This window comes from Bacillus sp. TH25, assembly GCF_016650935.1.
In the GTDB taxonomy this organism is placed as follows: domain Bacteria; phylum Bacillota; class Bacilli; order Bacillales; family Bacillaceae_G; genus Bacillus_A; species Bacillus_A mycoides.
On record NZ_JAEKEU010000009.1, the window covers coordinates 853,851 to 868,234 of the forward strand.

The 14,384-nt window shown below is 33.7% G+C and carries 18 protein-coding genes and 1 pseudogene; 11 read left to right on the forward strand and 8 right to left on the reverse strand.

What is annotated here, in order from left to right:
- The first annotated feature begins 209 nt into the window (after nucleotides 1-209).
- Nucleotides 210-395, forward strand: a complete 186-nt coding sequence (locus JFT89_RS08905; protein WP_000539551.1) for a YhzD family protein — start codon at nucleotides 210-212, stop codon at nucleotides 393-395.
- Nucleotides 396-421: 26 nt separating this feature from the next.
- Here JFT89_RS08905 and JFT89_RS08910 read toward each other — a convergent pair whose 3' ends face one another.
- Nucleotides 422-784: a hypothetical protein gene (locus tag JFT89_RS08910; RefSeq protein WP_002064091.1), complete on the reverse strand. Its 363-nt coding sequence runs from the start codon at nucleotides 782-784 to the stop codon at nucleotides 422-424.
- A 152-nt stretch (nucleotides 785-936) separates the two neighbouring features.
- Between JFT89_RS08910 and JFT89_RS08915 the strand changes: the two genes are divergently transcribed.
- The gene (locus JFT89_RS08915; protein WP_000273535.1) at nucleotides 937-1,077 is read left to right on the forward strand and encodes a YflJ family protein; all 141 of its coding nucleotides are present in this window, start codon (nucleotides 937-939) and stop codon (nucleotides 1,075-1,077) included.
- A 66-nt stretch (nucleotides 1,078-1,143) separates the two neighbouring features.
- Here the strand turns inward: JFT89_RS08915 and JFT89_RS08920 are convergent, their stop codons facing one another.
- From JFT89_RS08920 to JFT89_RS08935, 4 genes are all read right to left on the reverse strand, one after another.
- Nucleotides 1,144-1,542: a hypothetical protein gene (locus JFT89_RS08920; RefSeq protein WP_033706485.1), complete on the reverse strand. Its 399-nt coding sequence runs from the start codon at nucleotides 1,540-1,542 to the stop codon at nucleotides 1,144-1,146.
- Between the two features lie 140 nt (nucleotides 1,543-1,682).
- Entirely contained in the window at nucleotides 1,683-2,117 is a 435-nt protein-coding gene (locus JFT89_RS08925) for a hypothetical protein (RefSeq protein ID WP_002064089.1), read from the reverse strand.
- A gap of 163 nt (nucleotides 2,118-2,280) precedes the next feature.
- On the reverse strand, nucleotides 2,281-2,925 hold the full coding sequence (locus JFT89_RS08930; protein ID WP_002087211.1) for a response regulator: 645 nt from the start codon (nucleotides 2,923-2,925) through the stop codon (nucleotides 2,281-2,283).
- The gene (locus JFT89_RS08935; RefSeq protein WP_016094619.1) at nucleotides 2,915-4,132 is read right to left on the reverse strand and encodes a sensor histidine kinase; all 1,218 of its coding nucleotides are present in this window, start codon (nucleotides 4,130-4,132) and stop codon (nucleotides 2,915-2,917) included. Before JFT89_RS08935 ends, JFT89_RS08930 begins: the two co-directional genes overlap by 11 nt.
- Nucleotides 4,133-4,268: 136 nt before the next feature.
- Here JFT89_RS08935 and JFT89_RS30620 point away from each other — a divergent pair, with 136 nt between their 5' ends.
- The 6 genes and pseudogenes from JFT89_RS30620 to JFT89_RS08960 all read left to right on the forward strand — a co-directional run bounded on the left by JFT89_RS30620 (nucleotide 4,269) and on the right by JFT89_RS08960 (nucleotide 9,157).
- Nucleotides 4,269-4,454 carry a hypothetical protein gene (locus tag JFT89_RS30620; RefSeq protein WP_042889399.1) on the forward strand — a complete coding sequence of 62 codons (186 nt, stop codon included), beginning with the start codon at nucleotides 4,269-4,271 and terminating at the stop codon, nucleotides 4,452-4,454.
- A gap of 467 nt (nucleotides 4,455-4,921) precedes the next feature.
- Complete coding sequence (locus tag JFT89_RS08940) at nucleotides 4,922-5,914, forward strand: zinc-dependent alcohol dehydrogenase family protein (protein WP_201039780.1); 993 nt, start codon at nucleotides 4,922-4,924, stop codon at nucleotides 5,912-5,914.
- Nucleotides 5,915-6,031: 117 nt separating this feature from the next.
- On the forward strand, nucleotides 6,032-6,337 hold the full coding sequence (locus JFT89_RS08945) for a hypothetical protein (RefSeq protein WP_201039781.1): 306 nt from the start codon (nucleotides 6,032-6,034) through the stop codon (nucleotides 6,335-6,337).
- A gap of 180 nt (nucleotides 6,338-6,517) precedes the next feature.
- Entirely contained in the window at nucleotides 6,518-7,198 is a 681-nt protein-coding gene (locus JFT89_RS08950; protein ID WP_201039782.1) for a FadR/GntR family transcriptional regulator, read from the forward strand.
- Between the two features lie 63 nt (nucleotides 7,199-7,261).
- Nucleotides 7,262-7,909: pseudogene (locus tag JFT89_RS08955) on the forward strand (MOSC domain-containing protein).
- A gap of 60 nt (nucleotides 7,910-7,969) precedes the next feature.
- Nucleotides 7,970-9,157 (forward strand): MFS transporter, encoded by a 1,188-nt coding sequence (locus tag JFT89_RS08960; protein WP_201040015.1) that lies wholly within the window; start codon nucleotides 7,970-7,972, stop codon nucleotides 9,155-9,157.
- Nucleotides 9,158-9,276: 119 nt separating this feature from the next.
- Here the strand turns inward: JFT89_RS08960 and JFT89_RS08965 are convergent, their stop codons facing one another.
- Nucleotides 9,277-9,588 carry a YbjQ family protein gene (locus JFT89_RS08965; RefSeq protein WP_000637510.1) on the reverse strand — a complete coding sequence of 104 codons (312 nt, stop codon included), beginning with the start codon at nucleotides 9,586-9,588 and terminating at the stop codon, nucleotides 9,277-9,279.
- Between the two features lie 203 nt (nucleotides 9,589-9,791).
- Between JFT89_RS08965 and JFT89_RS08970 the strand changes: the two genes are divergently transcribed.
- On the forward strand, nucleotides 9,792-10,262 hold the full coding sequence (locus JFT89_RS08970; RefSeq protein WP_016094625.1) for a hypothetical protein: 471 nt from the start codon (nucleotides 9,792-9,794) through the stop codon (nucleotides 10,260-10,262).
- 265 nt (nucleotides 10,263-10,527) lie between these two features.
- A complete protein-coding gene (locus JFT89_RS08975; protein WP_000505670.1) occupies nucleotides 10,528-10,635 on the forward strand; it encodes a YjcZ family sporulation protein in 108 nt (35 codons plus the stop codon).
- A 693-nt stretch (nucleotides 10,636-11,328) separates the two neighbouring features.
- Here JFT89_RS08975 and JFT89_RS08980 read toward each other — a convergent pair.
- Nucleotides 11,329-12,759: an IS4 family transposase gene (locus tag JFT89_RS08980; RefSeq protein WP_201039783.1), complete on the reverse strand. Its 1,431-nt coding sequence runs from the start codon at nucleotides 12,757-12,759 to the stop codon at nucleotides 11,329-11,331.
- Between the two features lie 213 nt (nucleotides 12,760-12,972).
- Here JFT89_RS08980 and JFT89_RS08985 point away from each other — a divergent pair, with 213 nt between their 5' ends.
- A complete protein-coding gene (locus tag JFT89_RS08985) occupies nucleotides 12,973-13,563 on the forward strand; it encodes a histidine phosphatase family protein (protein WP_048543746.1) in 591 nt (196 codons plus the stop codon).
- 373 nt (nucleotides 13,564-13,936) lie between these two features.
- Here the strand turns inward: JFT89_RS08985 and JFT89_RS08990 are convergent, their stop codons facing one another.
- The gene (locus JFT89_RS08990; protein WP_001202613.1) at nucleotides 13,937-14,374 is read right to left on the reverse strand and encodes an NUDIX hydrolase; all 438 of its coding nucleotides are present in this window, start codon (nucleotides 14,372-14,374) and stop codon (nucleotides 13,937-13,939) included.
- Nucleotides 14,375-14,384 lie beyond the last annotated feature (10 nt).

Below are 14,384 nucleotides of genomic sequence, written 5' to 3' on the forward strand. Positions count from 1 at the left end.
GGGCAGTAGGCAAAGAAGCCAATCTGAAAGTAAACTGCCCATAAATACCCGATTAGTTCAACTAATAACTAGTGGGGATGAAAAGACTCCCCATTAGTTAAAGTTTCACTTTATTGTAACACGCAATGTCATATATTTCTTTGCATATTCTATTGATTTATGCCAAAATAGTTATAAGATTCTGATTTTAATTATTGGAGGGAATTTTCATGGGAGTATACGTTCTAACAGTCTTTGAAAAAGATGGTTCAAAAGCATTAGACGAATCATTCGAGGCGGCAACTGAAAAAGAAGCGAAAGCAAAAGGTGAATCTATTTTACAAGAAAAAGGATTGTACGAAAAAACACATCGCTGCACATCTTCTGCAGGTAAGCTCGTTTTATTCCAGCGCTAAAAAAAGAAGCGTCATCCGCTTCTTTTTCACTCTACTATATCTTCGTCACACCACGTAAACACCACATCTAGAATGCGATTACCGATACGTACGCGTTTATTCCATTTACCTGTTTGGATCTGATGTTGCAATTCCGCTTTCATCTTTTCCGTCCAGTCGTGAATCGTGTCACTACGGTCGTACGGATATACGCCCGGAAACTCTTCCTGCAGAAGATGCAAGCTCTCTGCATCAAAATGAAAATGGAAGAAGTAGTTTGCTGTAAGCGATGGTTCTTGCAATCGTAAAAAATGATCATCAACTTGCTTTCTATTTCTATAGAAAGTAAAGATATTCACTTTACCGCTCGTAATTTGGTCAATTTGAATTTCGTGCTTCTCTATAATCACGTCTTGCCCACCTCGTTATATACTACCCTTAGTATATATGTCTTTTGCAACAAAGTTAACCATTTTCGCGCGAAATTCATTTCCTTCATTATATTACCCGTACCTCCAAGTACAATCAGGACAAATAAACAAAGTTGAAGGGGAGCGATCACATGTATTTCGGAAGCAAAGGTTGGTATGTAAAAGAACTTAAAAAATTAGGGATTCGTACTTACGAAGGTAAAAAACTAGAATCTTATCGTACACATATTTTATCTAGTTTACTTGAGAGAATGAAGAAAGCTTCGGCTTAATAGATGTAGGAAGCGACTACGGTTGCTTCCTTTTTATTTACTAAATAAAAAGGAAATCATCATACCTTAACTTTTTAACTTTACCGTTATACTTCCTTGATAGAAACCGCCCATTATCAACTGAATCTCTATTACCGAATACTCTTCCAGATAATCATTTGTATATATTTTAAATTCTCCATACTTATTAACCGGTCCGCTTCCAACATACATATCGCCACTCGTTATGACAATTGTTGAATGAGGTTCTGCACGGCCCAATACACAATTATCACCATATTCCACAGAATCTATCGTTATTTTTTGATGCATATTATTAACTGAACCTATACAGTTCTTATTACACAAATTAACATCTCTTTCTTCAGCCCTCGATAGCGCTCGATTCCTACTAGTCTTTTCTGAAGAGAAAGCAACATTCCCCAGCCAACTAAACCTATCAAATGTAGTAATAGGTAGAAACATCTACGTTAACTCCCCCATTCTTCCAATACTTCCAATACTTCCAATACTTCCATCTCATTTTTTATCAACTACGGTCTTTTAATGAACTTACAGCAATACGTTTTATGTCGGGATAAAAGAAAACAGCTTTGGTTTTCCATTCAATTTCGCACTGTTAATTTGTACAGAACACATAGAATACTGGTTTTCACCCCAGATGTAATGACAACACTACACAAAAGAAACCACGGTCCATTAAATGTAAATCCACCTTCAAATATATTAATAATAATTATGTTGCCAATTATTAAGAGAATCCATGAAATGGAATACTGTTTTCCATTTGTAATATATAAAATTTCATCCTCATAACAGACTGTAATTCCCCCACCTTGCCAAACACCAATAGCGAAAGAAATAAGCGTAACTGCCAGTAACTCTGCTTGTAAATCCCTAGTCATTGGTTGCGGCGCCGTATAAGTAATAATCCCTATCATCATGAGAAAAGTTATAATATCTATCCAGTTTAATTTTCTTTGTTTGCTTTGCAGCCAAATAAAGAAAATTAATACAGGAATTAAAAGCAAAGTTTCCATTTAATTATTCTTCTTCCTTTCCTACATTAGAAACGTCTATAATTGTAATGCAATTAGATTGTTCTTAAATCTCTCATACTTTCTGAAGCATAACATGAGAAAGAAATAAAAAAATCGTACAAAAGGGCAAGCCTATAATGTACGATTGGGCATATATAATGTTTTAAAAATGAATTAACTTCCTTTCAATAGATACAGCTACTGCTTCTGACCGTGAATTAACACCTAATTTATTGTATATATTTGTTAAATATGCTTTTACCGTTCGCTCAGCTATTCCCATATCAAATGCAATTTCTTTATTCTTATATCCGCGCGCAATAGCTTTCAGCACAAACAATTCTTTAACCGTTAAGTTATTTTCTGCAACCTTATCAGCATGTACTTCTTTCCTTTTATACTTCACTATCTTTTCCATAATATTTGGTTGTAGTAAAATCTCACCTCGAATAGCCGCTTCCAATGTTCGAAACAAATTCTCACGATCCGTATCTTTTAGCAAATATCCTTTTGCCCCTAACTCAATTCCCTTTAACATTAATTCATCTTCGTTATAAGTAGTTAATATAATAATCGGCGTATGGTTTTGTTTTTCATTCAAAGCCTCAATTGTTTCTAAACCACTCATTTTAGGCATATTCAAATCCATTAAAATGACATCAGGTTTCTTCTTTTCTATGAAAGAAAGGGCTTCTTCTCCGTTTGCGGCCTCACCTATAATTTGAAATGAATCACTCGTTTCTATTATTAATTTCAGACCTTCTCTTACAACGAAATGATCATCTACAATTAATACGTTATGCTTCATGGCTATCTCCTTCTTTATTTATAGGCACTTGAATATACACTTTCGTACCTTTCATCTTTTCACTCAATATATGTATTTCTCCCTTAATCAATCGAACACGCTCATTTAGACCAATTAAACCATAATGTCCAGGATTCTTACCAATATATCTAGTGTCAAAACCAATTCCATTATCTTCAACTTCAATAGTAAGTTTTTCAAGATCATCGATATATTCAACATTTAAATTTACATCTGCTGCCTGTGAATGTTTTGCGATATTCGTTAAACATTCACTAATTACATATAAACAGTGCTCTTTTACTACGCTTGAAATATACGGTGGACTTTGAATAGTAAGTCTCACATGTATAGACGTAGCTTCAGAAAAACGTTGAACCTCTTCTTTTACTGCTCCATTAAATGAATTAGTAGTATGACGCAAATCATCAATAACCAACCTTGCATCATGTAAAGTTTGTCTCGCTCTTATCATAGTTTGTTTCATAATCTCTTGAGATCGTCCTGTATTCCCTTTTTGCATATGGGCATCTATCGCTTCCAATTGCATAATTAAGCTTGCTAAACCTTGCGCTAACGTATCATGTAAATCTCTTGCCATACGCTGCCTTTCATTAGCTAATGTCAATTCTTCCACTCTCATATATGCAGACTCTAACTCTTGAATATAGCTCTGTATACGATTACGTGCATCAAATTGCTGCTTATTAATATAAGAAAAAGGAATAATAATTGCTAACACTAAAAGAAACATAGAGATAAGAATAGCTAATTTATTCACACCATAATTGATACTAATTGCAGCACAAAATATTGCATACATAAGAGTAAAAACTGCCATTACTTTAAATATATTGTTATAAACATATAAACTTTGGGCGATTAAAATAGGAGTTAATCCAACAAAAATCGCTATCGAAGCATTTGTTGCAATAAACGCAGCCAAAAACACAATGAAAAGTTGTACAAAAAAGAAGTACAACAATTGCCTATTTTTTAATGAACTCGCATACCAATGAAAAATAGTATGAATAACAATGACTATTGTAAAGAAAAAACTATCCATAGAGAAAATATTATTACGAAATTCTAAAAGTATTGAAGCTATATATACGAGTGTAATCCATAAAATAATAAACCTTCTTGGAATAAATACCACTTCCAATACATTTGTATCCAAATCTATATTTAAACTTATTTTTTTCATATCTGACCTCCACCATTACATTATACAAGATGCAACTTACATTTTGATAAAGTGAAGGCTTTTACATACAGCCCGACTCCCACAAATAGCGGGATAAGTCACTTATTCCTCCTCATCCTCATTACCAAATATAAATATGAAATATTGCATATCGAAATGCATTGATGTTTATGTAAGCGCTTACTATAATGATGGTATAAAGATTTATTACAACTTACTATTTAAAAAAGGAGGCAATCACATGGAAATCGCAATGGCAGTTTTAAAATTTGTAGGTGGAGTAATTCCATTGGTTCAAGAACTTTTAAAAGCATTTATGTAAGATTATGATTCAGCAATTATCTATAAGAATTATCATACAAATGATCTGTATATCAAAAACAAATTGATACACAGATCATTTGTGTGAGAAAACTTCAAACGAGAATTATGTACCCTAGCAGAACAATAATGATACATCTATCTCAAGTTGGAAAAAGACGCTCACAAGGGCGCCTTTTTTTATATTACTATATATCTAATAACTTGTTCGGAAAATCGATTCTACAATTCATACAATGCTACATAATTAATGTATCTTTTTAACATTTGCACAATAAAAATCCCCTCAAAGCATAAAGCGAGCCTATTTTTCATTAATTTTTTTATATACAGCAATACCATTTTCTACGATTTTATTAAATGAATAAACGACGACTGTCTGCTCTTCTTTATTTAGTGATACTGAAATAATCAATTAAGCTAAAAATGCTATAATTAACCCAATCACACTAAGGGGGAACAATTATTTTGCGCGGAACATGTATTCAATTTCATAAGTTTGGCAATCCGAAAGATGTATTACAGGTTGAATATAAAAATATAGAACCGCTTAAAGATAATGAAGTTTTAGTTCGTATGCTAGTTAGACCGATTAATCCATCTGACTTAATTCCAGTAAGTGGAGCATACTCACATAGAATCCCTTTACCTAACATACCGGGTTATGAAGGTGTTGGTATTGTAGAAGATGTAGGTGCGAGTGTTTCTAGAGATCTTATCGGCAAACGCGTTTTACCTTTACGCGGGGAAGGTACTTGGCAAGAGTTTGTGACAACATCAGCTGACTTTGTAGTCCCTATTCCTGATTCAATTGATGATTTTACAGCGGCACAAATGTATATTAATCCCCTTACAGCGTGGGTTACGTGTACAGAAACTCTAAAATTAAAACGGAATGACGTTTTATTAGTAAATGCTTGTGGATCAGCCATTGGTCTTATATTTGCACAGTTATCACAAACTTTAAACTTCAGACTCATTGCAGTTACTAGAAATAGTAAGCATACAGAAGAATTACTGCGCCTCGGTGCCGAATATGTAATTGATACTTCCACTGCCCCGCTTTATGAAACAGTGATGGAATTAACAAACGGGCTTGGTGCAGATGCCGCGATTGATTCTATTGGAGGACCTGACGGAAATGAATTAGCATTTTGCTTACGCCCAAATGGAAACTTTTTAACTATTGGCCTTCTATCAGGAATACAAGTAAACTGGGCAGAGATTGTCACGAAAGCAAAAGTGCACGCGAACATATTTCATTTACGACATTGGAATAAAGAAGTATCACCATATAAATGGCAAGAAACGTTTCGTCACTTAATTCGCTTAGTAGAAAATAAACAATTACGTTTCATGACAGTCCATTCTACGCATGACTTAGCAGATGTGAAAACGGCGGTTGATGTCGTTCAATCTGCTGAGAAAACAAAAGGAAAAGTGTTTTTGACGAGTTATTAAGTACAATTGGAGAAGTCCTTTTGATTGACCTTTTAAATAGACTAGATTGTATGTTTAGCATTATAAAATTGTAAGTATCTGGTATAATTCTATTAAAAGGTGAAAGGAGATTCTAACATGTGGTTAATCATAGCACTTGCGCCTGTTGTAATAGTCGGAGGAATTGTATTATATGTAATTGAAAGAATGAAACATAAATATAACGAAGGAACCCTAGGCAAGAAACAATCAAAAGGCGCTCAACATTTATTAGATAGTTTAATACCAATAGGAATGCTTGTCGGCTGTGCTATCGGTGTGATTATCGGCATATTTTTCCCGGTTTCTTTACTGTTTACAGTTAGTTTAGGAGCTGTAATAGGCTATTTATTTGGATTTTTTGCTTATGAAATTTATAGCAAGACAGGAAACAATTTTTCATAATCCAAAAACAGACACAATTGTGGAATAAGCGAGGACAGTACATATTAGTCATATAAAATATGTACTGTCCTTTCATTTATTCATCAACATTATTAACCCCACTTCGCCCCCTAAAAAATAACATTGTAAACAGAACTTAAATTGGTTATCATAAAAACTAATATAACAGGAGATGAGCAGATGAATATAAACGAAAAGAAATCTTTTTCAAAAGTTTCTCGCCGAAAATTAGTCGATGAAGTATTGGAACGTTTACAAGAAAAAATCTTTTCTGGTGAGTATGAAGTTGGTGATCGCCTCCCTACAGAGCCGCAATTAATGGAAGAGTTAGGTGTAGGGCGTTCGACGCTGCGAGAAAGCATAAAGATATTAGTACATGCTGGCATATTAGAGGTTCGACAAGGACAAGGTACTCGTATTGTCTCACTAAATACAGCACAAGATTCATTTGAAAAACGATTGCAAGAAGCTAATATTAATCATGTGTATGAAGCAAGAAATATGTTAGATAAAGAAGTAGCTATGTTGGCAGCACAGCGCCGAAATGAAGAGGATCTTTTATACTTAAAAGGACATTTGATTAAAAGAAAAAATGCCCTTCAAGAAGGAAATTATGTAGCATACATAGATGCAGATATTCAGTTTCATCTAGCAATTGCAAAGGCAAGTAAAAATGAAGTTCTACTTGATTTGTATCAATCTTTCGTACCTGCCCTTCGCCATATTTTAAGCCAATTAATATTAAATACAACTGACTATGAAGATAACTCTGAAATTCATGAAAAGTTGTTCCAAGCTATTTTAAAACAAAATGCCGAAGAGGCTCGAACATACGCTGTTCAAAATTTGGAGCTGAAATAAGCTCCTTATATATTGCACTTAAACATCAGATGATATTATTAATCAAGAAAGGAGAATGGAGAAATGTCACAAACGACCTTTCAAATAAAATCCATCAACATTGGAAAAATAGAACAACTACCTTATGGAAAAAAACTTATTTCAACAGCAATAAGAAAACACCCTATCAAAGGTAACATCTTTTTAACGAAAAATGCTTTACGTGGGGATGAATAGGCTTATAAAGATCATGGTGGAATTGATAAAGCATTATGTGTTTACTCTTATGACCATTACGCCTATTGGAGCAAAATAATCTCTTCTATGATAGATGATTCACTCTTTGGAGAAAATATTACCGTATACGGATTGACTGAAGAAGCTGTTCATGTTGGCGATATCTTTTCGTTTGGAGAAGCAATTATACAAGTATCAGAGCCAAGAAATCCATGTTATAAACTTGCTAAAAAATATAACGTCCCTACCCTACCGCTGGAAATGCAACAAACTGGATTTACAGGTTTCCTCTGTCGTGTGTTACAAGAAGGAAAAGTTTCTACAAATGATTGTTTACAGCTTATTAAATCACATCCTAAACGGGTATCTATTGCACAAATTAACCGTGTTAAATTCCATGATAAAAATGATAGAAGAGCATTAGAAAATATCATTGAATTGGATCCATTATCAAATAGCTTACGTGAGTTAATATTAAAACGTTTAAGCAAATAATCACGCCATTAAACATCAGATGATATACTCAATATCATCTGATGTTTAAGAGAGGAGAAAATCAAATTGAAACATCAAGGACGAACTTATTTGTATATACTAGCACTATTTTTTGTTTCCATTAATTTACGTATCGGAATTACATCTGTTTCACCTTTATTAGAAACAATCAGACAAGACTTAAATATAAGCAATTTTTCCGTTAGTTTTTTAACAGCTATTCCTGTTTTTTGTATGGGGACATTCGCCTTACTGACTGGGAAGGTAATTAAAAAATTCGGAGCAGAAAAAGCAATTATGGCTTGTCTTATTTTAATTGGCTTTGCTACATGTATGAGGGCTTTTACCTCTTCCATTTCCACATTATTCGCGAGCTCTTTATTTATCGGCATTGGAATTGCACTTGCAGGTCCGTTACTATCAGGTTTTATTAAAGAAAAATTCCCTACGAAAATTGGCTTAATGATTGGAATATATTCAGTAGGTATGGGGACTGGCGCTTCTTTAAGTGCAGGATTAACGATTCCTTTACAACATGTATTAAAAGACGATTGGAATATGGCACTCGCTTTTTGGGGTGTACTTACTATTATCGCTATTATATTTTGGTATCCGGTTATGAAACGAAAAAAGAATACGAGTATACAAGATAAAAAGAATAATAGTTTACCTTTAAGAAATAAAAAAGCATGGTTGTTCACAATCTTTTTCGGACTACAATCAGGAATCTTTTATTCCATTACTACTTGGCTTGCGCCAGCAAATCAAAGTATGGGCGTAAGTGGCGAACAAGCCGGTACTCTCATAACTGTATTTACAGTTATTCAAATGATATGTAGCTTTTTAATTCCAACATTAGCGGATATTTATAAAAACCGAGCACTTTGGTTATTAGGGAGTATATGCTTCGTACTCGTAGGTTTATCGCTTATGATTTACCCACTAACTACACCATGGATCCCTTCTATTTTGCTAGGTATCGGGCTCGGCGGCGTATTTCCACTCGCTCTCATGCTACCGCTATATGAAACAAAAACTTCAGAAGATGCGAGTGCATGGACTGCTATGATGCAGTCAGGAGGATATATTATGGGCGGATTCATTCCTGTCCTAGCAGGAATCGCTCGTGACTATTTTGATGGTTATACGCAAGTTTTTATTATAATGGCACTTTTAAGCTTAATTTTGTTCATTTTAACTTTAGTCATGAACAAAAAGAAAGTAGAAGCAAAAGATCTTATAGCTTAAATAAAAAGAATGAGCTTTTTCCTAAAGGATCAAGCTCATTCTTTTTACTTCTACTACTTGAAAACAAAAAAAGCCCCTCAAAGCATACGCTTCAAGGGGTGAGCCTGTTCTTTATTTAATTATATACGTACAGCTGTACCACTTACAGCAACCATTAACATTCCATCGCGAACAACTTCATAATCTACGTCAATACCAACGATAGCGTTCGCACCTTTTTGTTTTGCAAGTTCTTTCATTTCGTCCATTGCGATATCACGAGCTTCTTTTAGCTTACTTTCATAAGAACCAGCACGGCCACCGACAACATCACGAACTGAAGCAAATAAATCACGAACAATATTTGCACCCATAATAGCTTCACCATTTACAATATCAATATACTCAATAATTTCTTTACCTTGGATTCCAGACGTTGTTGTTACAATCATGACTGACACTCTCCTAATAAGTTGTAGTTTTTAATGTGCTTTCTTATGTCTTTATTATGACATGGAAAAAGTATCTAATCTATTGAATTACCTTACATGAATGTGACAATTTTGTAAGGGTGAAATATTATTCTACCTTTTCCTTACAATAACTACCTAAGTTAACAGAATATTGTTATAATTGAATTGGAGGAGGAGATAAAATGAAAAAAATCACTTACATATGTGCTCTAAGTGTTCTATCTTTAACTTTAATAGGCTGTACAAGCACTTCTACTACAAACAATACTCCAAAAACTAAGCAAGAAAACACAAAAAATGCCATTCAATTAAACTCTGCAGACATTACCAACATTGAGATGCTTAGAACAACAAGTAATACTAGTTCCAAATCTCAAACAGATAACGAGGAAATGATACAATCAATCGCTTCAGCAGTCCAAAACGGAACACCGAAAACAATCACACTAGATCAAAAAAAGAGGGCATCTGCGCATTCTACTATAACCGTTACATATAAAGATGACTCAAAAGAAGAGTTTCTTGTGTGGGTTGATAATAAGGAACAAATTACGATTGCTAAAGATGAGAAGAAAGATAAAGTAGAAGCTGTGACGGTGAATATTAAAGGCGCTAAGATAATGAAGGATTTTTTTAAAAATGATAAAACGTAAAAGGATCCCCATCAACTTAAGGATTCAAAATCAGCACAAAATTTTGTTCAGAAACACTATAAAATTTCAGCCTAATAGGTCAGTGGCGAGACCGTATATTATTAAACTTAAAATGTTTCAAATCGAAGGAAGACACCTTATAAGGTGTCTTTTCTTTATTTTCAAAAGGACCTGCTCCATTCATAAATGCATAAAGTAAATTGAATCCGTTAAAACACATGAGTGAACCTTTGTCTTCCCCCTCCTATCTAAAGGAGGAACTGTTATGGGCTTTGGTGGTAGTTGTGGCGGCTGTGGCTTCGCTGGAGGATTTGCTTTATTAGTTGTATTGTTTATTTTATTAATCATAGTTGGAGCTGCTTGCTTCTGCTAAAAAACTATCGGAAAAGATCCCCTTGCTAAACAAAAAATAAAATAAGCTGTCCATATGGACAGCTTATTTACATAATTATCGTTATCGGTAGTTAGGTTTTTTAGTTGAATGGGAATGTTTTGATCCAGTAGAAGAATGCAAAACCTCCAGCTACAAATAAAGCAGCTAAAATGAATGTTATTAGAGGTATTTTATTTTTCATACTTTTTCCTCCAATGATTTAATCTTAAGCTAATTTAGTTAATATAACATGCGTTAGTGAAAGTGAAATATTCACTTAACTATATATTCGTTTTAAATGACTATGTACCCTTTTGAAAGAAATGTTTTGTTATGTCTTTCTGTCTGTATACCGTATACGTGTGAAGTTAACATAACGTCTCATTATCCGTAGCAAGAATAAGGAGGAACCCTAATCTCACAAGTAAATCTACTTTTTTTGTTCTATGGATCTATGCATTTTTTATACATTCCTATCCTGGCGCGGTTTTAGGGTTCTCGTTTGTTATTGGATTAGCCGAAAAACTGTATAAAATCTTGCATGCTCTTAGCGGGGTGCCGCCACATGCCCATCAAGCTAAGCTTATATTAGTTTAATTTCACGCGAGATTTCTTCTTTTTTCTAAAGATCCCGTGTAAGTTTTTTAAAGAATTGCATATCAAATAAACCCTATTGGGTTTCGATTTTTTGAATTACGCTACATGATTATGAGACATGGAAAAGTTGTAGACGACGTCTAAGATATCAAAGACTGTTTTCTTCTCATACCTATGGGATTTTTGTCCGTTTTTCTGCAAAAGATTGAACAGCCGAAACAATATCTTTGTTAATTCTTGGGTGTCTTTTTGCAAAGATTGATAAATAAGTAAGAAATAATCTTTTATGATATAAGTTGCTTTATATTCGCTTAATTCTCGTTTCTTCTTGATGAGGAGTAGTTGGCGCATTTGAAACATGGTGGAGGAACAAAGAAGGATACTTATTAATTGTCCGTATAAGTGACATTCTAGTCTATCTAATTTTACAGAACTACATTTATGAATACGAAAAAATGTTTTCCATGTTTTAAAGATAAGTTCAATTTGCCATCGTAAGGAGTAAAAATCGTATACTTGCTCTTTTGGCAGATATTCCAATGGAATATTTGTAACGTAAAAGTTAATTGCACTAAGTCGTTTACTGCGTTCTTTATAGGTAATTTGCTTCTTATGTTCTTTAGAAGCTAAATCCTTTTGTCTACGCTTCATTTGCGTTTCAGTTAATTTATACATAATTAGTCTTGCCGGAAGCTTTTGATACATTCCAATATAGATTTCAGGAATTTCATATGTTTCACCTGACTGTAATTGGTCAATAAATTGCTCCATATCTAATTGGATGTACTCAGATTGCTTTTTTATGGTTCCATTTTGAAAGTATTCAGGTTCTTTATTATTCTGATATATACGTGTATTAAGCTTTAATCGCGAAATAAAATAAGCATCACACTCGCTTATAGTATGTAAATCTTTTAAGTCGAAATATCCTAAATCACGTATACATACATCGTTCGGTTGAAGGGATGTTAAACAAGTAGAAGTATACGTTTTATCATTGTGTTTTCCGGATCCTACATGAACATGAAGAAATTGACCACTTAGTAAATCATACTCTAGTTGAATTTTTACTCCAGCACTTTGACCGCTACCACCTGAACCTTGATATGTAGAAGTGAATTTATCTGGAATTTGAAAATGGGTAGAATCCAAGATGCGGATACGTCGAAAATATTTTGTATACAAAGTTGGAATCTTGCTAGAAGCACAAAATTGTTGGTGAAGTAAATGTGCTAAGAGTTGTTGTAAAAACTGTACAGCTCGAGAATTAAAGCGTTGATTGAGTCCTTCTGGACTCATAGAAATACCTGTGTTAGCTTCTAATCGACTACATAGTTGTGTCAATGAAGTATTTGCTATGTTTTCGCCTAACCAAACACAAAGAGCTACTAAATCTTGCGCACGATATTTACTTTTTCTTTGAACAAATCCTATTTCTCTAGCTAATTGTTCTAAAGCACCAGGTGACATATATCGTTGTAACTCTTTAGAAAACAACTCTAATTTATCAAAAGTCGATAAGTTCATACCAAAAACGCCATCCTTTCCTATGTTTTTACAAAAAGAATAGCGTGTTTTTTCATTTTAAGGAAATTTAGTTTTGTTAGCTTGATAGCGATGAGACGGTACCACAAGTTAAAGAATATGTTATTAAAAGTAAGAATTTCTTATTCATTTGAATATATCGGTAAAATATGGTAATATATCAATCTAGTTTAAAAGATGTAAGGGGGAAAAGGTATGCAAATACTATTAATTAGGCACGGGGAATCGGAAGCGGATATTTTAAACGTACATGAAGGAAGAGCAGATTTTGAATTAACGGAAATGGGTAGAAAACAAGTGAAAGGTTTAGTACATAAAGTGAAAAATGACTTTCCACCAGATTTTATATGGGCAAGTACATTAAAGAGGGCGCGAGAAACTGCTGAAACATTAGCGAAAGCAATTGGTTGTCCAGTGAAATTTGAAGAAGAATTAATGGAATTTAATAATGGTATACAGGCTGGCATGTCTTTCGAAGAAGCGAAAAAGTATCCAGAGCCAAAATTTCTTCATGATCGTTTTGAAAATGGGGAATCATTCATTGAGTTTCGAATGAGAATTGAAACGATATTTTCTAAAATTGTGACAGAAAATAAATATGAACGGATTGCAATTGTAGCTCATGGCGGGGTAATTACTAGTATATTACGTGCCTTTTTCCAAATGCCAATTAACATGGATTACTATTTTAAAGTAGGAGATACAGGGATTAGTATGATTGAACTTACGGATAAAGAAAAAGTAATTCATTTTATCAACGATACGAATCACTTAGAATGTATATAGTCGAAGATTCCATTATATAAAGTAAACGTCAAGTAACCCTAAAATATAGTACATCGTAAGTGTATTATATTTTAGGGTTACTTGACATTTGTTTCATTCATCATTTGAAGAAGATATAGTTGAAAAATCAAAAACACATTGGAAAATGGAATAACGTAGCAAATCTTTGTTAGAACTGGTAACGTAACAAAAACAACTCATTTTTTCGTTTTGGGGAAGAATGTATTTCTTAACTTGATGGCGATGGGGTGCCGCCAACAAAACGCAATTTCGTACGCTAAGAAAAAAGCCTTGCTACATAAGCAATGTAGCAAAGCTTTTTTAAGTTGTTTAATACTCGCTCCACTATCGGCTTTGTTAACTAACACTTTAATTATTTTAACAGCCTTTTGTTTAATTCCCACAAAGCCGTTTTGTTACTATCCCATTTTAAAAGCGTTACGGCTTCCTCAAAGCACAACCATTTATAATTGAAGTGTTCTTTAGATAATTTAATATTTTTTGTAGGAACTTTAACTCCAAAAGAAAATTCTTTTATTACATAAACATCTTCGCCCCAAAGAAATTCACCAACTACATCCTCTACTGGTAGTGAAGACACAGAATCTAGTTTTATATATGGACTTTCTCTTGTAATACCAGCCTCTTCAAACGCTTCTCGTTTTGCTGATTCAATAGGAGTCTCACCATCTTCTCCACCACCAGCTATTCCTTGCCAATAACCATAATCACTTCGATTAAAAATGGCATATTGAATGGAATCGTCAGTTTTTATATAAGGAAATATCAATACTTGATACGGCGCTCTCATTGCTTAACCT